The sequence below is a fragment of the uncultured Psychrobacter sp. genome (assembly GCF_947495825.1).
Lineage (GTDB): Bacteria > Pseudomonadota > Gammaproteobacteria > Pseudomonadales > Moraxellaceae > Psychrobacter.
In genome coordinates this window covers 350794-373335 of sequence record NZ_CANMAH010000001.1, presented here as the reverse complement: position 1 = coordinate 373335, position 22542 = coordinate 350794, and the positions used below count along the sequence as shown (strand labels likewise).

21 protein-coding genes are annotated in these 22542 nt (G+C 42.7%); 4 read left to right on the top strand and 17 right to left on the bottom strand.

Annotated features, from left to right (window positions below; translation table 11 throughout):
- Window positions 1–5 precede the first annotated feature (5 nt).
- From Q0895_RS01520 to Q0895_RS01500, 5 genes are all read right to left on the bottom strand, one after another.
- A complete protein-coding gene (locus Q0895_RS01520) occupies window positions 6–608 on the bottom strand; it encodes a TetR/AcrR family transcriptional regulator (protein ID WP_299184984.1) in 603 nt (200 codons plus the stop codon).
- Between the two features lie 17 nt (window positions 609–625).
- Window positions 626–1486: a glutathione-dependent disulfide-bond oxidoreductase gene (gene yghU / locus Q0895_RS01515; RefSeq protein WP_299185338.1), complete on the bottom strand. Its 861-nt coding sequence runs from the start codon at window positions 1484–1486 to the stop codon at window positions 626–628.
- Between the two features lie 172 nt (window positions 1487–1658).
- Window positions 1659–2351 (bottom strand): glutathione S-transferase N-terminal domain-containing protein, encoded by a 693-nt coding sequence (locus tag Q0895_RS01510; RefSeq protein WP_299184982.1) that lies wholly within the window; start codon window positions 2349–2351, stop codon window positions 1659–1661.
- A 150-nt stretch (window positions 2352–2501) separates the two neighbouring features.
- Window positions 2502–3761: a YbfB/YjiJ family MFS transporter gene (locus Q0895_RS01505; RefSeq protein ID WP_299184980.1), complete on the bottom strand. Its 1260-nt coding sequence runs from the start codon at window positions 3759–3761 to the stop codon at window positions 2502–2504.
- Between the two features lie 306 nt (window positions 3762–4067).
- Complete coding sequence (locus Q0895_RS01500) at window positions 4068–5267, bottom strand: sugar transporter (protein WP_299184979.1); 1200 nt, start codon at window positions 5265–5267, stop codon at window positions 4068–4070.
- 500 nt (window positions 5268–5767) lie between these two features.
- Between Q0895_RS01500 and Q0895_RS01495 the strand changes: the two genes are divergently transcribed.
- Complete coding sequence (locus Q0895_RS01495) at window positions 5768–6220, top strand: hypothetical protein (RefSeq protein WP_299184978.1); 453 nt, start codon at window positions 5768–5770, stop codon at window positions 6218–6220.
- A 657-nt stretch (window positions 6221–6877) separates the two neighbouring features.
- Here Q0895_RS01495 and mdlC read toward each other — a convergent pair.
- Window positions 6878–8497, bottom strand: coding sequence for a benzoylformate decarboxylase (gene mdlC / locus Q0895_RS01490; RefSeq protein ID WP_299184977.1), 1620 nt, complete (start codon window positions 8495–8497; stop codon window positions 6878–6880).
- A gap of 507 nt (window positions 8498–9004) precedes the next feature.
- Between mdlC and Q0895_RS01485 the strand changes: the two genes are divergently transcribed.
- Window positions 9005–10471 (top strand): aldehyde dehydrogenase family protein, encoded by a 1467-nt coding sequence (locus Q0895_RS01485; RefSeq protein WP_299184976.1) that lies wholly within the window; start codon window positions 9005–9007, stop codon window positions 10469–10471.
- A 163-nt stretch (window positions 10472–10634) separates the two neighbouring features.
- Here Q0895_RS01485 and Q0895_RS01480 read toward each other — a convergent pair whose 3' ends face one another.
- The 6 genes from Q0895_RS01480 to otsB form a co-directional block, all read right to left on the bottom strand.
- Complete coding sequence (locus Q0895_RS01480) at window positions 10635–11306, bottom strand: glycosyltransferase (RefSeq protein WP_299185337.1); 672 nt, start codon at window positions 11304–11306, stop codon at window positions 10635–10637.
- A 63-nt stretch (window positions 11307–11369) separates the two neighbouring features.
- Window positions 11370–12161 (bottom strand): class I SAM-dependent methyltransferase, encoded by a 792-nt coding sequence (locus Q0895_RS01475; protein WP_299184975.1) that lies wholly within the window; start codon window positions 12159–12161, stop codon window positions 11370–11372.
- Window positions 12145–12963 (bottom strand): PIG-L family deacetylase, encoded by an 819-nt coding sequence (locus tag Q0895_RS01470; protein WP_299184973.1) that lies wholly within the window; start codon window positions 12961–12963, stop codon window positions 12145–12147. Before Q0895_RS01470 ends, Q0895_RS01475 begins: the two co-directional genes overlap by 17 nt.
- Window positions 12951–14033: an acyl-CoA dehydrogenase gene (locus tag Q0895_RS01465; RefSeq protein ID WP_299184971.1), complete on the bottom strand. Its 1083-nt coding sequence runs from the start codon at window positions 14031–14033 to the stop codon at window positions 12951–12953. The genes Q0895_RS01470 and Q0895_RS01465 overlap by 13 nt, the downstream gene beginning before the upstream one ends.
- A gap of 98 nt (window positions 14034–14131) precedes the next feature.
- The gene (locus Q0895_RS01460) at window positions 14132–15775 is read right to left on the bottom strand and encodes a trehalose-6-phosphate synthase (protein ID WP_299184969.1); all 1644 of its coding nucleotides are present in this window, start codon (window positions 15773–15775) and stop codon (window positions 14132–14134) included.
- Window positions 15772–16713: a trehalose-phosphatase gene (gene otsB, locus Q0895_RS01455; protein WP_299184967.1), complete on the bottom strand. Its 942-nt coding sequence runs from the start codon at window positions 16711–16713 to the stop codon at window positions 15772–15774. Before otsB ends, Q0895_RS01460 begins: the two co-directional genes overlap by 4 nt.
- Window positions 16714–17086: 373 nt before the next feature.
- Between otsB and Q0895_RS01450 the strand changes: the two genes are divergently transcribed.
- Entirely contained in the window at window positions 17087–17731 is a 645-nt protein-coding gene (locus Q0895_RS01450) for a glutathione S-transferase (protein WP_299184965.1), read from the top strand.
- A gap of 103 nt (window positions 17732–17834) precedes the next feature.
- Window positions 17835–18548 carry a hypothetical protein gene (locus tag Q0895_RS01445; RefSeq protein WP_299184964.1) on the top strand — a complete coding sequence of 238 codons (714 nt, stop codon included), beginning with the start codon at window positions 17835–17837 and terminating at the stop codon, window positions 18546–18548.
- Window positions 18549–18650: 102 nt separating this feature from the next.
- Here Q0895_RS01445 and Q0895_RS01440 read toward each other — a convergent pair whose 3' ends face one another.
- The 5 genes from Q0895_RS01440 to Q0895_RS01420 all read right to left on the bottom strand — a co-directional run bounded on the left by Q0895_RS01440 (window position 18651) and on the right by Q0895_RS01420 (window position 22489).
- Window positions 18651–19091 carry a class I SAM-dependent methyltransferase gene (locus Q0895_RS01440; protein WP_299184962.1) on the bottom strand — a complete coding sequence of 147 codons (441 nt, stop codon included), beginning with the start codon at window positions 19089–19091 and terminating at the stop codon, window positions 18651–18653.
- A gap of 29 nt (window positions 19092–19120) precedes the next feature.
- Window positions 19121–19834, bottom strand: coding sequence for a hypothetical protein (locus Q0895_RS01435; RefSeq protein ID WP_299184960.1), 714 nt, complete (start codon window positions 19832–19834; stop codon window positions 19121–19123).
- A gap of 116 nt (window positions 19835–19950) precedes the next feature.
- Window positions 19951–20637 (bottom strand): hypothetical protein, encoded by a 687-nt coding sequence (locus Q0895_RS01430; RefSeq protein WP_299184958.1) that lies wholly within the window; start codon window positions 20635–20637, stop codon window positions 19951–19953.
- A 35-nt stretch (window positions 20638–20672) separates the two neighbouring features.
- Window positions 20673–21431: a hypothetical protein gene (locus tag Q0895_RS01425; RefSeq protein WP_299184957.1), complete on the bottom strand. Its 759-nt coding sequence runs from the start codon at window positions 21429–21431 to the stop codon at window positions 20673–20675.
- A gap of 104 nt (window positions 21432–21535) precedes the next feature.
- A complete protein-coding gene (locus Q0895_RS01420; protein WP_299184955.1) occupies window positions 21536–22489 on the bottom strand; it encodes a WG repeat-containing protein in 954 nt (317 codons plus the stop codon).
- Between the last annotated feature and the right edge of the window lie 53 nt (window positions 22490–22542).

Sequence of the window (22542 nt, the reverse complement as noted above, 5' to 3'; positions counted from 1 at the left end):
CATTCTTATAACAGTGTCTCAAAGATACCATCAATGTACTGATCAACCGCAGCAGTATCGTGACTCACTTGCGCGTAAGTTCTTAAGCCTATGAGCTGAATCTGGAAGTAGCGCGCCAGTTCAGCGGGGTCTTTATCAGAGCTAATCTCACCATTATCGATGGCTTGTTCAAAGGCCTTCACAAAAGAGGCTTCCACCCGTTCTAAGATGCTAGTGGCATAGCTTAGCAGTTCTGGACTGTCATTTTGCGTCAGCTCACCAATGGTTTTGACCACCATGCACATGCCGCTTGGCGCAGCGTCTTTACTATAAGCAGTACCTTTACTACAAATGGTCACACTACGAATAAAACGCTTTAAACCATCCAGCACGGTTTTTTCTTGAGCGATACTGTTGGCAAGATTGGCAGCCCCTTGCTGGGCATAACGGTTTAAAGCCTCTTTAAACAGATTGTCTTTATTACCAAAAGCGGCATAAATACTCCCAGGACGCATATCCACCACATCTTGCAAGTTTCTCATAGAGGTAGCGTGATAGCCTTTTTCCCAGTAGAGATTTTTGGCTTTTTCGATGACCTCGTCACGATTAAACTTTGCTTGTGCACTCATCGTACTCACCTTAACAGTCATTTAGGCTTCAATAATAACACTTTATCGATATCTGCTGCACTATGACGATTTTCTAATTGCTCCCATTGTTCGCCGTGAGTGCGATTAACGATACGGCCACGTTGTACGGCTGGTCGCGCTAAGATGGCATTAGCCCAGCGCTGCACATGGGTGTAATCATCGACTTGCAAAAAGTCCTTGGCCTCATACTGATTGCCTATTACTAAATTGCCATACCAAGGCCACGTGGCAATGTCAGCGATACTATACTCGTCACCCGCGATAAATTCATTTTTAGCCAATTGCTTATCGAGTACATCTAACTGGCGCTTAGTCTCCATCGTAAAGCGGTTGATGGCATATTCAAACTTTTCGGGTGCATAAGCGTAAAAATGCCCAAAACCGCCGCCTAAGTAGGGCGCGGAACCATGTAGCCAAAACAGCCAATTAAACACTTGGGTGCGTTTGCTGCCTTTTTCAGGTAACAAGGCCCCAAACTTTTCTGCAAGATAAAGCAAAATAGAAGCAGATTCAAATACCGCTTCAGGCTCAGTACCAGAGTAGTCGACGAGGGCGGGGATTTTAGAGTTAGGATTAATATCGACAAAGCCTGATGAAAACTGATCGCCTTCACCAATATTAATCATATGAGCGTCATATTCTGCGTTTTTGCCCAGTGCCAGCAGCTCTTCTAGCATGATGGTGACTTTTTGACCATTGGGCGTGCCCATTGAGTACAGCTGAAAAGCATGTTTGCCTACTGGTAATGCTTTTTCATGGGTAGCGCCTGAAACGGGGCGATTCACACTGGCCCATTTACCGCCACTCTCTGCGTCATGCGTCCAGACTTTTGGGGGTACATATTGGTTTTCCATTATTATTCCTATTTTTGTTATGGCTACTTTTATGACTACTATTACGGTCAAGGTTTTATAAAATAAACACAGCGAGACTAGTACATATTTTTTGCAGCATCGAGCGGCTAGGCACAGCACGCAAGAAAAATTTGTACCAGTCTCGCGTATTCTTCCAGTGTATCTATTTTATTTATTAACTATTATATTCAGTGTTTTTCGCAAAGTTTTGTGGATACAGCGCACGAGCAGCGGCGTCATCAAAATCAGATTTGAACTGAACGTCTTTAGCGATATTGCGCGCTTTATCTACCGCAGGACGAGCGTTTATACGAGCAAACCAGCGTTTGAGGTTAGGATAATTGTCCAGCCCTTCTTCGCCCAATACAAACGTTGCCTTATCGACCCAGCCCCACGCGGAGATATCGGCAATAGAGTAGTCGTCACCAACCAGATATTCACGGCCTTCCATGTGCTTATCTAACACCTCATAATGACGTTCTGCTTCACGAAGATAGCGATTGATCGCATAAGGAACTTTTTCTGGTGCTTTATGTCTAAAATGCACAGATTGACCAGAAAACGGGCCCAAGCCTGTCGCGATAAACATGAGCCACGACAGCATCTCGCCTCTATCTTCTGGCTGACCTGCAAGCTTGCCTGTTTTTTCAGCCAAGTACATCAAGATAGCCGTCGAATCAAAGACACGGTTGCCATCATCTTCGATAGCGGGCGTTTTACCATTTGGGTTGATAGCGCGGTACTCAGGCGTATGCTGCTCACCTTTCATCGTATCTATGGGCATCAGCTCGTACGATAGGCCTGTCTCCATCAGATAAAGTGCTACTTTCATAGGGTTTGGGGTTTGGTGAAAATAAAACTTAAGCATAGTAGTGTCCTAAAAGCGTGAAGGGTTTGGTAGGTCTTAGGCCACTATAAACATAAATGAACGACCGTTCAAGTATGGTTTGAAAAATATAGTTTGAGCAATCGTTTATTTTATTGGCGCTAACTATAAAAAAGCCTTTTGCTAAGCAGACTAAGCAGATTTTTGTGGACGTAATAATAAGGCAAGTCCAATGGCGACAAAGGCGGCAATGCCAGAGACCATATAACTGATGCTAAAGTCGCCAGTAAGCTCTGCAAGATAGCCTGCCGCTACTGGTCCAAGCGCTTGACCGCCCGAAAAGGCAAAAGTCAGCGCGGCGAGCGCACTTGCCGCCGCTGCAGGCCCGAAATAATCGCCAGCACAGGCCGCCATAATGACAGGCACGCTCCAGACCACTAAGCCAAACAGGATAATGGACAAATACAGCCCTAACGTCCAATCTGTCAAGCCGACTAACAAATAAGCGATAGCAAGGAAGAAAAAAGCCAGCGCCAGACCAAGACGGCGGCCGATATGGTCGGAGATCCAGCCAAAGAGCATGCCTGAAAAGACACTCAGTAGACCAATCCATGCCCAAATACCGCCAGCAGTCGCTTCGCTCAGCTGATAAGAGCCCACCATGCTGGTTACGATAAAGGTCACGTAAACCATATAGGTTGCGCCATAGATAGCAAAGATAACGCCTAAATGTACCAGTAGCTTGATGTTACTGCGCTCCAGTTTTTTCTTGTTTTTTACGGGTAAAGTGGGTACACGTCCAAAAGGAGTGTGCATGATATCGTCTGGATGATTACGGATTAGCGTAAAGGTAAGGCACGCCACCACGATGTTGATAATGGCAAAAATCAGCCAGCCTGTCTGCCAAGACAGTAAGCTAAAAAATGGCAATAGCTTTGGAACGACAAAGCCCGATAGAATAATGCCAAAGCCAGGGCCAGCCATGACCAGTCCTAAAGCAAGGCCACGATGCGATGGGAAAAACCAATGCGACATGACGCTCATCATCGGTAAGACCACGCCGCCACTACCAATACCAGTCAATACGTAAAGAGCACAAAGTAGGGGGAAGCTTGTGGTAAAAGCCATACCAAGCATAGAGACAGCGATTAAGAGAAGGCTGGCAGTACCAGTGATTCGAGTACCAAACCTAGGTAGAATAAGCGGACTTAAAAGCACAGCGACAAGATAGCCTATCAGGTTGGCAAATCCCAATATTCCGCTTTGGGTGTAATTGAGTCCCAAAGAAGCCGACATCGATGGTAATAGCATGCCAAATGCAAATCGTCCTAAGCCAAGCCCGCAAAACATCGCTATAGAGCCTGTCGCAGCCACGATCCAAGCATAATTTAATCTGCCTAGTCTGATAGGAGGTGTACGAGCTTTATCTTGTTGAATAATGTCCTCAGGCATTGTGTTTCTCCGAGTGGACGAAGAAGGTGAATGTCGCGCTCACAATACGAAGGGTAGATAAAGATAAACCGAATGACGTAGCTATTTGGCTTGAAAGATTGTCCATTTTACACTTATCCTTGTGTGTTTGATGCAGTACAAACGAGTCCGATAGCACTGAGTATAGCCTTGCCTGAACACTCGTTCAATAGAAGTTATAAAGGTTTATGTAAATTGCTAAGATATAGTGACGAGTAGCATAAAAAAATGCCAACCCATTTAAGTGGCTGGCATTTTAACTACTCTTCTTTAACTTTGCCTTTTTAGCTAACCGAGTCTTCTACTTAACTCAGGAAAGCGTTTTATCATAAATAGCATCAGTAGCAGCGCCGCACTAGCGATGGCCGCGCCGACATAGCCCACGCTTGAGAGAGACAAATGCGTCACCGTGTATCCACCAAAGAGCGCACCCGTACCAATCCCTAAGTTGATAATACCCGAAAACATTGACATCAGCATGTCTTGCGCATTGACATCGACCATGATGACTTTGGCCTGCATGGAGATAATCAGTAGCATCAGCGCTGCGCCCCATAACAAGGCAATTAGGCTGAGCGCCCAAACGGAAGTCACGACGAATAACAGCACCAGCATAGAGAAAAGCATCAGGATCGTCGATATCAGCATCAGCCGTGTGTTAAATCTATCACCCCAACGGCTAAATATGACACTGCCGGCAATCCCTGCGACACCGAATAATAATAGTACAAAAGTGGCTGAGTTCTCACTGACTGAGCCGACCTGACGCATAAACGGTTCAATATAAGAATAAGCGCTATAGTGAGCGGTAAAGACTAGTAGGATGAGCAAGTACAGACAGACCAATAATGGGTTTTTTAGTAGCTCTGGAATTTTTCGAAAAGAGCCTTCAAACATACTGGGCAATGTTGGCAATAGTCTCATTTGCAGCATAAATACGATAAAGGCAATACCGCCAATACCGCCAAATGTCGCGCGCCAGCCAAACCATTGACCGACCAAGCGCCCCAATGGCACCCCTAATACCATGGCCAATGACGTACCTGTCGCAAGTACGCTAAGCGCTAGTGCCTTTTTGCCTTCTGGTGCCACGCGTATGGCGATTGCGGCCGTAATGGACCAGAATATCGCATGCGATAGCGCGATACCTACTCGGCTGATCAGCAGCACATCAAAGCTCCATGCAAATACTGACAGTACATGACTGGCGATAAATACTGCAAACAATGCCAAGAGTAAGCTTTTACGCTCAAAGCGACTGGTCAGCAGCATCAGCGGCAATGACATGGCAGCGACGATCCACGCATACAGCGTCAGCATCCAACCAGTCTCGGCAGTGGTAATAGAAAAATCTTGGGCAATGTCACTGAGTAGGGCGACGGGGACAAATTCTGTAGTATTCATAATAAAGGCGCTGACACCCATCAAAAATACTTGAAAATACTGAGTCCGGCGAGCATCTGGGCTCGCCTCAATGTTGTGTTTCATAAGATCCAATACAAGAAAATGCTAGAGCGTGTCCTCACTCGATAAATAACAAAAATGAGGACAAGCCCTAATACGATAAGAAGATTAGCCAATAAAGGGGTAAAAAATGCTGTGTGGTAAACACCTTTGGTAATATAAGAATGGCGAGGCAAGATACCAAGACCGTGACATTAGTTAAAGGGCTTTTTTGCTAATACGTGTTAATCAGTTGATTATCACTATATAGTGTAGGCTAGTAACTCCATCAAAAGAAGCACAGCTAATGCTATTTATTTTTTAGCAGCTGATGTGCTATTATCATTGCATCAACTATCGTGGGTTTAACAGTTTTGACATCGCTTGCCATGGCTATAATAAATGGTGGCGTACAAACCTTGCAACTTCCAGCACGATATAAAACAATCCTGGTAAAGCGCATGAGCCTGTACTCCGACATCCTCATTTGTGCCTGATTTTATACTTTTTTGTCGGAGTTATAGGAATCTAAGGTGTTCAATATCATGAGCCACTCAACCAGCCCATCTAAATATACTCGTCGTTATCATCCGCGTCACCTTCTAGCGCAATATGCTATTACTCAAATAGACATGCTTGAACTGCGTACGCAGGACATTATCAAAGCCATGGGGTATCCTTTAAAGCACACTATACCTGCTTGTGAGCGCCTGCGTCATGTATTGTGTCATCGCTATCTTGGGCTTGATGATAGCTATATGGACAAATATTTTACGGCTGACGAGTTTTTAGCCAAGCTATTTGCGGTACTTGAATTGCCTTATGAACCGTTTGCAGAAGATATCGCGCAGATTAAGTATGAGATAGCGTATAGCACCAACCCTTTACCTAAACATCGCCTACAAGCAGAGGTGGATTTTGCTTGTGATGACGCAGATTGGAGTAATGAGGTGTCTGAGAAAGTAGAGTATGAGCTGCCAAAATCTAGCAAAGCTTAAGAAGCGCTCAGGTTACTAAGTGCTTGATAGTATGCCGAGAGTTATGCTGAAATATTAAAAAATATTGAGAGAGGATAGAACAAGACTCGGCGCTCAGGTTTTTCTATCGGCGTCAGCGCGCCTGCTTGCATAAGCAGCATATTCTTTAGGGAGGTCTTCTAAAGTAGCAAGTCGTTCCATGATTGACTCCAGATATTGAGTAAGTGCATTGAAAGTAACACTATGCGTCGACATTCTTGTCTTAGGCATAAACGTTGAATTTCAGTATAAGATGTCAATGACTGCTTGGGAAGACACTAGGTATAACAAGGCTGGAGCAATAAAATACCATTGATTTTTAAAGTAAATTTCAAATTACGTAATATCTTAGGTATATGTTAAATGATGATTAAATTATATTTTTGATTAATATAGAAAAGCAGGCAGGTAAATTTTTTCTCTCAGATTATTATTCTTTAAGATGTGTTTATAGAAAAATTACGTAATACAGAAAAATACCTTATTTAGGTTAATATATTTTTTTACATTTATTTACAAAAGGATGAATAGTCTTGTTAAATAAGCATACGCTTAGTGAGATTTGGTTTTAAAAGAGACTCATCATTTAACAAGCCTCTTAACACTTTGATTTTTAGCTAACATCAATTTAACGAACGCTCAATAAATTGTGCCACTACCTGAGTCAATGATCACTTCCAACAGATAACTTCCAGTCATTGCTAATGCGTTATTTATCGCTACGGACAATTGCTCGTGTTCAGTTACGCGAGCTGCATTACAGCCCATACTTTCAGCCAATTGCACAAAATCAATATCAGGCAAATCAAGACCTGGTATCGCTTGGCTTTGCATGATTTTGCTAAATGAGCGCATCGCTCCGTAGCCTGAGTTATTGAGCACAATCACAGTGAGGGGTAAGTTTAATTGCACTGCCGTCCAAATGGCCTGAATCGAGTACATCGACGAGCCATCACCAATCACACAAATTACTCGCTTACTCGTCGCAAGCGCTACCCCAACTGCCGCAGGCAAGGCATAACCTAGACCGCCACTCGCCATCGTATAAAACCCACCTGCTTGAGTAATAGGCAAAAAGCGTTGAATGGCTGGACGATGGGACGGTGCTTCCTCCACTATGATGGCGTCAGCAGGTCTAGCATGAGCAAGTACATCAATAGCATATTCAATTGGAATCGGTGTGGCGGCACTCACTTTTGGAGCAGGGGGACGAATTGGCTCAGTAACTAGAGTCTTGTCGCTCGTTGGTAATTGTTCTAGCAGAGCATGAATGCTATCCGTCATAGTGCCAAATAACGTCGTCGTCGCTGATGCAAGCGCAGCATACATCGGGTCATCAGTGATTTGATAAATCGCTATATTGGAGTCAAACAGTGGCATATCCCCTGCCAGATGCAAGGTAAACACAGGTGCCCCAATCACCAAAATGACATCGTAGTCGGCAAGCTTTGCTGAGAGCTGTTCTGGTAGAGCCGGCAGAAACCCTGCAAACTGCGGATGATCTTCAGGGAAGCTGGCTCGGCTAGAGTTTGGCGCTTCCCATACCTCAGCTTGCAAGCGCTCGGCAAGGATAATTGCCGATTCAAACGCGCCTTGTCGGTCAATATCTGATCCCACTATCAAAGCCAAATTTTGACTATTTTGTATAGCTGTCAGCAGTTGCTCTATGGCATCTGCACTTGGCGTGCTGCCCCCAATTGTCTTAGAGTAGTTGGGCATAACCGTGGGTTTGTCCCAATCATCTGATGGGATAGATACGAAGGTTGGGCCGCGTGGGTGCTGCATAGCGATATGATAAGCTTGGGCGATTGCTAATGGCACGTCTTCAGCGCGCGCCGGTTCAATGCTCCATTTAACATGAGGCTTGGGAAATTCTGCCGCCTGTTCTGCTCCTAAATAGGGCGCAAATGGCAATATGCTGCGAGATTGTTGTCCTGCGGTGATGACCAGTGGTGCATGATTGCGAAAAGCGGTGTATATATTGCCCAGCGCATTACCGAGTCCTGCGGCTGAGTGTAAATTGACAAATGCGGCATTGCTACTGGCTTGAGCGAAGCCGTCCGCCATTGCTACAGCAGACGCCTCTTGCAGAGCAAGCACATAGTCAAAGTCTTCTGGAAAGTTGTTTAAAAAATTAAGCTCAGTTGATCCAGGATTGCCAAACACCGTGGTCATACCAAGTTCACGCATAAGACGAAATGTAACTTGCTGAACGGTATTGGCAGGGTTTGAAGCTGGCACGGGCTCAGTACGAGACATAGTCAACATCCTTGTTGGTAGTTAAGCCGCGCGGGTTAGCGACTGTAATAAAATTTTAGTATATAAAAAATACTTTTATAAAAATAGAGAAGCTTCTTCAAACTTACAATCCCATTATTTTCTAAAAACTACTTATACGTTCTGCTTTTTGCAGAAACAAGCCATACTAAATAAGGTTGTACATTCTTATTTATCTTCCTAAAAAATAAAAACATTAATTACAGTTCAATACTTATCGCCCAAGTTCAATGTCTTGACAGGTTTTTTATTTGAGGCCACTATATTTTTGCGTGGCAAATTTTTATGTCACAATAATTTTTTACATGATTATTAGTCAGATATATTGATTCAAGCAAGTACAAGCAAGTAAGCATAGCGATTCATAGGGGTAAGAATAGTATAAAAGTCTGTTGTCCTTCGAACCAATATTTTAACTAATAACCATATTTTAGCTCAATCTGCTACTGTTGAGTTGCGAGTATGGTCAATACAATAGGAAGCTATAACATGACATCAGAAATAGAAAAAAACCATGCCGCCCACTGGATTAACGGTGAATGGATAGATAAGGGCGTTAAAAAGGAAACCATGAACCCATCGACAGGTGAGGTGTTAGGCACCTATGTTGAAGGTGGAAAAGCCGAGATGGAACAGGCGATTCAAGTCGCTAAAGAGACCTTTAAAAGTACCGATTGGAAAACCAACCGTGAATTGCGTCATCAAGTATTGACCGAGATAGCAGACGCTTTTGAGGCTCGCCAAGAGGAGTTGGCGACTATGATCGCCAAAGAAAACGGTAAATTGCTGGGTGAAGCTCAGTTTGAAGTCTCTTTTGTAAAACCAAATATACGTTTTTGTGCTAGCAAGATTTATAACGAATATGGCCGCTCTGCTGAATGGTCGGCGGGTAAATATTCTTTACTTATCAAAGAACCCGTTGGGGTCGCTGGTATTAGCACGCCTTGGAACTCTCCAGCTGCGCTATTGGTGCGCTCCTTAGCTCCGGCCTTAGCAGCAGGCTGTACCGCTGTGCTAAAAATGCCAGGACAAACTGCCTTGAGCAATGCTCTCATTGCAGAGATTATCGCGAGCGTAGAATCCCTACCAAAAGGCGTGGTCAACATGGTTATCGGTGAACGTGAAGCCCTACAAACTTTGGTAGAACATCCTGATGTCCCAACCATTAGCTTCACGGGTAGCACCACCACTGGACGCGCCCTCATGAAAGAAGGCGCCGACGAGCTTAAACTTTTGGGTTTAGAGCTTGGCGGTAAAACCCCGCATATCGTCTTTCAAGATACCGATATCGATGCTTGTTTACCTGTCGTTGAAAAGTCTCTTACCGTATTTACTGGGCAATTTTGTATGACTGGTAGCCGCATTTTGGTCCATAAAGACATCGCTGATGAAGTACGCGAAAAATTATCAAAACGTCTAGAAAATGTCAAAGTCGGTAATGCGATAGATAGCGGCAATGATATGGGCGCGATGATTGATAAAAATAGTGTAGAGCGCGTGAACAAGATGGTCGAAGCGGCTATCGACAATGGTGCTAAGGTACTGGTTCGCGGTGGTCCAATAAACGATGGCGAGCTTGCTAATGGCGCGTTTTATAAGCCTACGTTGCTTGAAGTCAATGATAGCCAAGCAGATATCGTACAACAGGAAGTCTTTGGTCCTGTGCTTACTTTGCAAGTCTTTGACACTGAGCGTGAGGCGATTGAGATGGCCAATGCGACTGAATATGGTCTGTCGGCTTGTATTTGGACCAAAGATCTTGATAGATCGTTCCGTGTGGCTCGTGAAGTGGAAGCTGGCACGATTTGGTTTAATGATTGGGCAGTTATGCGTGATGAGTTTGAAGAGGGCGGTTATAAACAAAGTAGCGTGGGCCGCTTGCGTGGTCAGTCTACCCTTGAAGACTTCGTTGAAGTTAAGCACATCGTCTTACAACCAGGTGTTGTCGGCCAGTAATCTAAACAATGGCTTAACTTAATAGATATTTAAAAGGGGCAAACGCTAATGTTTGTCTATTTTTAATACCATATGAATTGTCCAAATTCCGTAGTATTTGCAGGCTATAACGGTAATTTGCGATGAGCTATCATAAGTTGCCATGAACGAATTATAATTGTAATTATAAATTGCTTTGTTCCAAATTCGATAAAAACGCGGCAAAACCGTCATCTACCCGGCCGTTTACCCGACTACTGGTGATTACTCGTACGCGATTGCTCCAAGTGATAGCATAACCTTGGGTCTCAAATTTTTTGACCAAATCCACATCTTCATGACATGCTAGGAGATTAAAGCCACCAACGGCAAGGTAAGCTCGACTGCTAAAACTCAAATTTGCCCCATGAATATGCCGATGCCCCATTCTATCTTGATAGTGAGCAATATAATCGCGCCGCGTTTGCGGTGACAAGTTGGTCCAGTCATCGACACTTACTACACCGCAAATCATATCAGTTGACTGTTGGGTTATGTGAGCGACTTGCTGCACCAGCCAATCTGTAGTCACAACCGTATCAGCGTCTGTGCAAGCAATCCACGTCGCCCCCTGTGCAATCGCATGTCGAATACCCATATCTCGCGCCCGTCCCACACAGCGATACTCACAGCTTATATGATTAACAGCTACCTGTTTGACAATAGATGGGGTGCCATCGGTGCAGCTATCAAGCACGACAAGCGGATATGCGGTAATGGTCGAGGGGAGTCGTTCAATGGCAGTTTGCACAGATTCTAGGCAAGCGCTAATAGTCGATGCTTCGTTGTGAGCGGGAATCACTATACCGATTTTTATATCGTCCATAAATCTCTCATTGTTTGGCGACTGGTCTTACTCCGTTATACTTCATTACATGCGTCATATCAGGTTTTCCTGCATGGCGACCGAGCGCGGAGAGCGCTGCCAAACGTCTAATAAAAAATCACGATCTACAATCTGGCTTTGATGATTAAACGCTGATTGTTGCGTCTCTTTATCATTTATCGTATGAAAGGTTTGGTGCAGACGTTGGTGCACCGTCTCACCCGTCATCACAAAGCCATCAATACTATATCGCCAATGGCAGAACAGTATGGTGCCGCCTATTGCAAGGTTTTGCTGAGACCAAGCGATAACCTTGTCGATATCAGTGGGCGATAAATAATACAAAATCTCACTAATGATAATTAAATCAAAAGGAGGTTTATGCGCGTCTGAAACCTCTATTTCTATTAAAGGATAGGCTGCTGACAGCGCATCTTGTAAGTTTAATAACGTACTAGGAATAATCCCTTGAATTACCTTAGCATGAGCGTGATTCGTCAAGCGTTGTTTGGCAAGTGCTACCGCCTGATGATTGCCATCTACGCATGTCAAAGTCTGACAACGTTGAGCCAATAACTCGCTAAATACGCCATTGCCAGAGCCTAGTTCAATGGCATTGCTATATTCCGACTGCGGTAGTATCGCTAGACAGATATCACGTTTTCTTTTTTCATACCAGCGGGTCTGATACTCCCATGGATCAGTGTTGTCGTTATATAAGGCATCAAAATACGTTTCTGAGTAGGCATCAGTGCGATTGTCAATATGAGTAAAACTGTCCAAAGTTGTTTTGGCGAAACAATCAGCAACGTCGGCTGATGACATCGATTTAGGTGAGTGGCTCATATAGATAAACTTCCCAAGGTTGGCTAATTCTAGCAATGGTTTGAGCAGATAAAATAGGGGGGTTGCCCGTACTTTCATCAACGGTAATTTGACTGTCAAAACAGGTAATTGCTTGGCTTTTACGCTGTAATTGCTCAGCGTTTAAATCGACTCTAACGGCATGATGCCAAGGAATGCGAGTGTCGGCAGGCTTGGCCCAGTGCCATGCCCAAATCAGTACCTGATAACACGCTAGACGCTGCTGCTTAGCAAATGCAGTGACCACGCGCCCTGTCGCCTCATGATCAGGGTGGCCGTCGTGCATAAAAGGCGTCACCAAAATATCATCAGAACGGATAATAGCGGCCAGTTTTTGCCAAAACTGCTCTTGCTCGGCAATCACATTGCCATCAGTCAAATTTAGCGCAACGGTGGTCACTTGGTGGGCAATGCCCAATACTTCTAACGCCGCTAGGCTTTCTTTTGGACGGATAATATCAAGCTGCTGCGGAGGATAAGTCTGTGAGTCTGGATGGCTTTGAGTGCCATTGGTCACGTGAATCAAAATGATAGGATTACCATTAACCGCCACTTGCTGTAGCAAACCACTAGAGCCCAATATTTCATCGTCAGGATGCGGGGCAAAAATGCACACCCGCTGCTTTGGCGAAAAACGCTTGGCAATATCTAATCGAGGTAGGTTTTGTAGCCCTTGCCAGTTTTTCCAACTCTCTATACTGGTGCCATCGCCTGCTATCATACGATCACCAACGATTGGGTGATGACTCTCAGACGTAGCCATATTAGAAATTACAGTTGCCATATATTTACCTGCCCGTCTGTTAAATCACTGGTGGCAAAGCTAGATAGCTCGCCAATTTTTTGTAAATCAAACGCGCCATGACTTTGGCGGATAAACACACTTAGATCTGCTGATAATCTTGCAAAATGCGCGTTACCACAAAATGGTGCCGCGCCCAATGCTTGTCCAGCACTCTCTATTACTTGCCGAGCGACTTGCTCGACATGCGCCCTTAACTCGCGAATAGCCAGCTCATGGGACAGTGTGGGCTGGGTATCTATGAGTTGAGCCACATGATGAAAATACTGCTGAGTAACACTCAATGCTGTACCGACTTGTCCTAAATACATGGCTTTATAGTCGTTTGGCTTTTTTTGATAAGACTGCATTAAATAAGTGGCTATATATGAGGCTGCGCCATACCAGCAAGCAGCAACACCTGCTGCCCCATGCCAAAATCCTACGCGCTCTAGGTACGCATCAGCTTCCCCAGCAGTATCGGCCGTTGCCTGATCGAACGTTATAGTGGCAGTATCAGTGGCTTGCATACCTACTGCTTGCCATCCACTATTATCAATCGCAATGCCATCTTGCTGCATATCCACGACAAGCAGTTGTGAGCGCCCCTGCTCATCTCGATAAGTCATTACGCCATAGTTGACAATATTCGCGCCTGAACACCACGCTTTTGTACCACTTATTTTGCCTTGCTCATAGCGTATGGGATCAGGGTGGCCTTCTGACGCCCAAACTGCGCATAGTCCTTTTACTGCTTTGTCATAACCCAGTTCGTGCAAGATGCTTAAGGCATCTAGGTGCGACTCAAACCACTTTATAATCGTTAAGTCGATACTAGCAACATACGCCAGCACTTGCCAACGGACTAATGTGCGAGAGTCCGTTCCATTATTACCGGCAGCACCGCTGGCAGGATGCGGGATTTTGTCACTATAAGTGATTAAGACATTCAATATGTCACGGCGCAACTCGTCCGTTATGACAGGCAAGTTAGTATCTGTTAAATCGGTACTTATCACGTCTCTTATAGCGGCTTTAATGTCCTGTAATAAAGTATCTTTTGCGTCTAGCATAAGGGTTCCCTAATTATTTTTATAAATAAGCTATTGGGACTGCGCCCAAGGACTAGCTATGGGTTAAATGTCATTAATCATAAACCAACGACAAAATATCATCGGTATAAATCCTCTAAGAAGTCTTGCTGCCAAGCTTGTAAGTCATACTCCCAAAGACCTTGCAATAACGTCTGATAGCGAGACTTACGCTCTTTTAAGGGCATTGTTAGAGCGGTTTTTAGACCTTCTATAATGCTCTTTGGATTGTGCGGGTCGATGATAACAGCTGCCTGCATTTGCTCAGCCGCTCCTGCATAGTCAGAGAGTAGCAGCACCCCAGGATTGTCTGGATTTTGTGCGGCAATATATTCTTTGGCGACTAGGTTCATGCCGTCTTTGAGCGAATTTACCCAGCCAATATCGCTGTACCAAAATGCTGCCATCAATTCTCCATGACTTAACACGTTTTCACTATAGGTAATCGCCTGCCAATTGTTTGTAGAGCCGAAAGTATCAAGTTTACAGTCTTCTAAATCGTCAATTTTAAAAGCATCTGATTGCACCCCAATCGGTGAAAATTGCTGATTTACCTCATTGACAGTCTGTCTAACATCGTTATAAAGCTGCTGATAAACGGGCAGATCTAGGCGACTAGGACAAGCAATTTGAATCAATTTTAGCTGATTTTGATAGGCTGGATACTGCTGCAAAAACTGGCGATAGGCCGAAAAACGCTCTAACAATCCTTTGGAATAATCAATCCTATCTACCGCGATTATCTGCTGAACGGCTGATTTTATATCAGTCTTTTTTGGCATTTGTCTTTTATATTGCGAAGATAAATATGAAGATGAATTGATGACTTGCTGTTGTATTTTGGCGACATCTATACCGATTGGATAAGCATCAATCACTATGCGGTGCGAGGCATCTAAGTCTAGGTCGAGCACTAACTGCGCACCAGCCGATCGATTGGGTTTAGCAAAATCTTGTGCTGTATGTGCAGGGTTATTTGAAGACTCTTTTAGCATATTATCAGTTTTTAATACGCTGTCGGTTTTTGACATACTATCGATTAAGTGGCGAGTGTTTAAATAGCTGCCCTTTAAATAATGGTCAAAAACCGCAAGACAATTGGCTTTATCTTGCTCAGTTTGCGTACCGAATACATCGTAATGAGCAAGGTGTTTGATTAATTCAGGACTTTGATCAAGCTTTTGCCAAAATGTGAGAGGAGCAAATGGGATGTGCAAAAACAAGCCGATACGGTTATTTAAGCCCAGCTGCCTACAATAATATGCCACACTCAAAAAGTGGTAATCATGTACCCAAATGACATCATCGGGTTGAATAATCTTTTTTAATTGTTTGGCAAAAAGTTGGTTGACCGCCTGATAGCCTGCATAATCTTCTGGTGCTTGACTAATCAGATGGGCTTGCTCATGCAAGAGTAACCACAATACATTATTAGCAAATCCACAGTAAAAATGCTGATACTGTTTAGACGTGAGGGCGGTGGTCATATAAGTGATGTTCTTATTCGCCACTTGTACATCGGCATCGGTTGCAGCATCTTGTTCGTTGCTGCTAAATTCATTATCAGCGCCGTCATCACAAGTGTCTACAATATCACCATTCCAGCCCATCCAGATGCCTGAATTTGCTATTAGCATGTCATGCAAAGCGACGGCAAGTCCGCCTGCCATTGGGTTATTATCGGGCATCTTGACCCGATTAGATAAGACGATTAAGCGGCTCATATAAGACATCTCGTTGTTTTTTTAGTAATAAAGTCATCGGGAGCGGTTGACTCAGATAAAATAGTAGCCCTGCTTTGACAAAAGGCCAAAAAGCTACGAAGTAAAACAGTTACCTCAGTAATGTCATGTACGTAGTAATGAGCACAAGTAGCTCCACTACCTACTTTAATACCCATACCTTTTATAGGCTGATCAAGCTGGGCCATAGATGTATTTTCGCTTAGGGCATCTTCTTGTTGTATGGCTCTAAATCCCGCCTCATCAGTAATGTCATCACCGATAAAGATAGGACAAAGCTTATGATCAGTTTGCATCTTTTTTAATAAGGTCAAAATAGCTGCGCCTTTATCCGCCCCTTTTGGTACCGCTTCCCAGACATATTTGCCTTGTTTCAATGTCCAATCAACACGATTTTTTACCGTTTTTGCCATAATGGCATATGCTGTGTCAGCCAAGTTAGGGTTTTGGCGATAGTGCAGAGCAACGGAGTAAGGCTTATCTTCTATAGTAAAGTCATCATAAGGTTTGCAAGATTGGATAATGGCCAGTTTGATAGCGCTAAGTTCAGTGTTATCGAATTGCAAAGTATCTGTACTGTCGTAGCTTGTACCTTGAGCTTCATTACGATCAAATTCTATTTCGAGACCATGAGTGGCTGCAATCGGTACTTGTATAGGGGATAGCATTTGCTTTGCTTCTGCCAAACTACGTCCCGTCACGACCCCTATGTCAACACCGCAACTTTGTATGTCTTTTATGAGTGACAAGGTTGTATCCGGAATGCTGCTGTCTTTTGGATCAAGCGTAAAATCAGCAAGCGTGCCATCAATATCTAAAAACAAGCAATAATTCTGCTGAATAGACAGATAATCAGCAAAATCTCTTGGTTCGATATACACCGTTGGTATATTTAAACGGGAATTTTTTGCTAAAGTCACGCTTTTGCCCTTTTAGTTAATGAGTCGTCAGTTTTGACGCTACCTAATTTTAAGATAAGATAGACTTTTATCCTTAAAAGTGAATATATATTTAAGTATCTGTTTATAAAACGATAATAATCAATAAAGTATGCTATTAAGTCTGCCACAAACCTACTCACACTGCGACACAGCGAATGTGTCATTTGGTATAAGTTTTTTTAGTATAAAACTTTTAATGCATTAAACTCGTCATTGAAGGTAAGGGTTTGCGTTGCTAAGATAAATGGATGAAGACACTTTTATGGCCACTCTTAATCAAATGTGGTTAGTGATAAGATAATAGCTTCTATTTTTAAACCCACTCATCTAGATTCAATTGCGAAAAATATTTATGACTTCCTCGCTTCATTGCCTGTACTCTTTTCGACGCTGTCCTTATGCCATACGCGCTAGGCTTGGTATCTTATTTGCTGAGCAGCAAGTAGAGCTGCGGGAGATAATACTAAAAAATAAACCGCCACAGATGCTAGCGATTAGCCCAAAAGGTACTGTGCCTGTTTTACAACTTTTGGGCGGTGGAGTGATTGAAGAGAGCCGAGAGATCATGATATGGGCGCTTGAACAAAACGATCCGCAAGGCCTACTTGATGCAGAGGTTATGCATCAGGCAAATGCTTTGATTGACGAAAATGACAATGAATTTAAACATTGGCTGGATCGTTACAAGTATGCTGATCGTCACCCTGAGATGACCCAAGAAGAATATCGACAACGGGGAGAAGTGTTTCTACAAGTTTTAGAGAAGCAGTTAGCTAAAAACCATTATTTATTAGGTGAGAGTATAAGTATTGCAGATATAGGTATCATGCCTTTTGTCCGTCAATTCGCTCATGTGGATCGCGAGGTTTTTTATAGTCTGCCTTATCCGAACTTACAGCGCTGGCTACGGCATTGGTTAGCACACCCACTATTTATACAAGCGATGACGAAGTATCAGCCTTGGCAAGAGGGCGATGAAGTAGTGGTTTTTCCATGACTGGTAATATTCTGTCATGACGGCACGTACTACCACTATGAAGGAGTATTTATAAAAAACTACTGATATAATGCACATCGTTATGAAATAAAGAATTCAAATTATGGAACAAAGACAAAACGCTGTAGAACACAAACCCGTATTTATGCCTAGAGTCAACAGTGACAATCTGGTAAAAACGGATATGGTTAGGTTTGAGCGGCATGTGGGATTTGCCAGTCGTCAAAAGAAAAAATCCATCAACGATATGCATCAAGTCATTCGCAAAAAATATGGATTCAATCACGTTTTAGAGCTATCTAGTAAATCTGGCAATAAGCTCAGCTTTTTGCTCAGTCCACTTAGCTTAAAGCTCACTGACGAGCATAATGGCGCGCAGCATAGTATCGAGAATATCTTTCAGGCGAGCAAGGTGTTTGAACATGGCGGTCCCTATACTGACTTGCTAACAGTGCCACCAAGACAGGCCAAAAAAGACGAGCGCTTGCAAACCTCTGGTGAGCTTATTGGTTATAATGATTTTGGTATGGAGTGGCATTTAGAACCGCTAACTGCGTTTTATGATTGGCTGTATGTCAACGCGCTAAAGCAAAATGTTCAGTTACACGACGAGGTTATGCAATATCAAGCTTTTACAGATCTTGAGTTTAATCCCAAGAAGTCTATCCATTGTCCGGCTTATTCGCTGGCAATGTTTGTAGCGCTCAATAAACGCGATTTACTTGATAATGTCGAAGACCCAGGAACGTTTTATGATTTACATACTGAGTTTAAATTGAGTAATACTGAGCATCTATTAGAAGAAGGGTGGTTTTGATGATTAGATTGGTTCTTAATTTAGAATAAGAAATCAGTTAATTGCTAAAAGCTATGGTGTATAGTCTTATGTATCGTAGCTTTTTTTGTTTGATAAAACACTTCATATTTCAATAATAATATTAAACCATTGCTCGTTTCTATCTGCTCTTTGGTCGGTGGTGAGCCAAGTTTGGTCTTTGAATTCAGAAGTGATTTTTTGTTTTAGAGTTTCCCAGCGCACCTCATTTATATCACAAAAAAAACGTCCATCTTTCACGCGCTCACTATTACCGTATTTAAATGATACGTAAAACACACCATCGTCTGTCAGCATGTCTAGTAATCCTTCTATCAATTCAGGAAGCTCTGTATAAGGCACATGAAGTAATGAAGCGCATGCCCAAATACCTGTAAAGCACTTACACCAACCTTGAAATAGAGTTTGTTTAAAAGTCATGCATCGCCAATCAATAACATCATCATAATGACTTTTCGCCCAATCGATTAGCTTTCGGCTGCCATCGATAGCCGTAACTTGATAATCCAAACTAGCAAAATACACACTATCGCGACCTGAACCGCAGCCAACATCTAAAATATGCTGATTGCTATCAGGCAGATTATCAATAAATATTTGAATGCTTGCCGCGATTGACCAAATAGAAAATGTCTTAAATCGGTATCTTGATCAAACATAACATGATTGTGTTTATTACTGCGAACAAAGTCAGTCCAGTATTGTTGGCATAATTTAAAAATAATGTGACTAAAATGAGCCAGACAGTAGGCTATTCCCTGATTGAGCAAAACGCCTTTGCTACTCTTGTCATCGTAATGGTACAAAAAGGTGCGCTCTATATTCTCAGGAGTCTGCAAAAACTTAGCCGGGTATTTGCGGATAGTTTGAGCGACTGATTTTTTCAGAATTTGCCATTCTTGTGTATGATGCACTTTTGCTTTATTAATATTGGCTTGCTTAGTTTGCAGCTCAACAATTTTATTAATGACAGCAGCTTGGCGTCCAGTATTCTGAGACAAAATAAAAGCGGTTTCTTCATTAGAGCTATGATTATGCGTATAGGGTAGGGATTGTTTCCAATACAGTTTGATATACTGTTCAGCCAGATGCTCATAGCTGATAAATAATGTCTCATTGCCATGAACTCCTGATTCAATCGCAATGTTTACCAGTGACATGAGTAAGGCAAACTTATAGGTTGAGGTATATGAGCCAGACTCTAGCAACCACTGGATATATTTTATAAACTTTATCTGAAAGTCAAAAGCTGGAATATCTGGGGTCATTGTGTTTGCCAAAATACGCTTACTCTAATAAATACATCTTTAAATAGTCAAAAAAATAGTAATCATTTACAGCTTAAAATTAATTAAGCTGTAAACGTGTGATGATTAAAAGGTATTTAGTCAAATAAACAAGTGATAGTTTTATTTTTAGGGTTATAAGTTGCGCCCATATCTATCATTTCGCCCCAATACTCCATCTTATAAGACCTAAAATTTGGCCAAATAGTAGCGATATTGGCGGCTGGCGAGAATTTTAAGATTTCACCAGAACCTGAAGATTCAGGACGGAACATAAAAATGTACTCTTCTAACGGTTGGCCACGGTATTTGATACCATCTTTAAACATCACGTGATATTGCGTATATTCACTACCTTCATGTATTCTTACATTTTTTATCGTATCACGATATTCTGATAGCCATTCTGATCTTGGCTTAACATAATAATCATAGCCATTACTCACGCCTTTAATGCTATCTTCTAACGACAACGTACTTTGGTCAAAGGTCTGAAAAGGCATGTCTTTTCCTAAGCAACCTCCTTCCATGCTGCCGAATAGGTATACCATATCGTTTGCAGGCAAAGCGGAATGAGTGTTGCTAGTGCTACTGTCTTTAGTGGCAGTAGTTGCTGCGCCTCCTAATCCTTGTCTAACGCCTTCTACTGTACCATTGACTACTTCTGTTACTAGCGAGCCCACACTATTGACGACAGTACTACCCATGGTTTGACTCTCAGCACAGCCAGATAAAGTCATTAGACTGCCAATAGCTAAAATCGATAATATATTATTTTTTTTCATAGTTTAGTCCATTAATTTTTTAGATTTTAAATGCGTTAAAGATCAAAGGTGCAAGTGACATCATTATAGTCAGCGTCTGAGGTTCTCAAATTGATAAGTGCCTGCTTATAATTGGACTCAAAAAAGGTATCTAAGCTTTTTGCGATACCAACATCGCTTGAGGTACCTGCATTAGCTTGGTCTATGATGGAGTAGATAAAAAGCGTCTGATATCCTGGTTTTTCCCATTTATAAAACTGCTGTGAGAAAAGCTCGTTTTCACCTTTATCACAATTTGACTCTATTCGAGTGAGCTCACTGGTTCTAAATAGATCTTCAAGTTTATATACGGCGCTACCAGTCTCATCCTCCATAACCGCCTGACCTGAACCAATCGTTATTATCTCTGGCTGCTCTTTGGTACCATAAACTGCCATTCCACCATAATCGTCTAGACCTCCTCTGATTGAGTAGCTAGGGTCTTCGGGTAGATGTTCATTCTGAGCGGGTGTTCTGCTATACCACTCCTTGATATCAGGCGTATCTGCTAGCTCTTTCCAATTCCAATTTGTATTAGGCTTTAATGCTAGATAATCAGTAACTTGAGCAAATCTAGGAGGGTTTTCATCGACCACTTCCGCTTCTGCTACAGGCTCAGTAATGGTAGCTGATTCAGTAGTAGCTGTTTTTGTAGAAGCTACTGCTTCAGAAGTAGTAACTTCAGTTGTCTCCTCCACCGGCGTATTGTCAGAGCAGCCTGTGAGAGCAATTAGGCCAGTTAAGGCAAATACAGATAAAATGTGGTTATCTTGCATTGAAAATTTCCTTCAAGTATAAATATTTAACTTAAATCTAATTATTTAGTGAGTTGAGACCAGTAAACATAAGTGCTAACTTCAACTAATAAAGCCAACCTAATCTATCGACAAGCTACCTTTTTATCTGATTTGTTGATGCATACTGTTTTATCATTGATTGTCGCCACTTCTGCGACGTTATCTTCAAAAATAAAATAAGTCGCACCCATATAGTTAACGCCAAGGCGTGCAACACTGCTATCGGAGTATTTAAAAGGAATTACCGTTTTATTCGCACCATTAATAAAGCCCCACTTGCCATTCTTTAACACACCGGCGACGCCTTCACTAAATGGGCGTATTTCGTCATAGACAAAGGGTATAGCGACTTTACCGGATTTGGTAATATAGCCCCATTTGTTGCCCTTCTTCATACCCGCTAAGCCTTGAGAGAAGCCATAAACTCCGCCAAAGTGACCGTTAGTACCATCATACTTAGGGGAAATGACTTCTTTCCCATCGGTATCAATAAAACCCCATTTGTAAGACTTCGACATGACTGGTGCCATACCTTCGCTAAATGATTCGATTGAATTGTATTTATTGGTGAAAGGCATGATCACTTTGTTAGAGGTATCGATAATGCCTAACTTACCGTTTTTGGATACTACGATACGATTTTGTGAAGGCGATTCAGCCCAAGTCTCATCGTATTTGTCATCAGGATCCTGCATAGAATCGTAAACCGTTGGCACCAGCAGCTTACCTTGAATATTCATGTAGCCTACTTTTCCGTTTTTCATCACAGCGAAAACATCATCTTCGATACCCCATTGGTCGATAACGTCATAGCCTTTGAGGCTAGCCACTACTTTGCCTTGTTTGTTGATTAAAGCTTGCGGCTTGTAGTTGTCATCATTTGCAGCAAATAAATTATCATTAGAAGTACAGGAGACGCTACTATAACTCGTTTTTGGTGGTTTACATTCACCTTCGTATGCTTGCGCAGGTAGGGCGTAAGCACCCATACTGATTGCAGCGGCTAAAGGGAACAAGCGAATAGGGGATAAGGTCATGAGTAACATTCCTAAAAGTTAATTTTTTGTTTAAATGCGATTTACATTTAAAA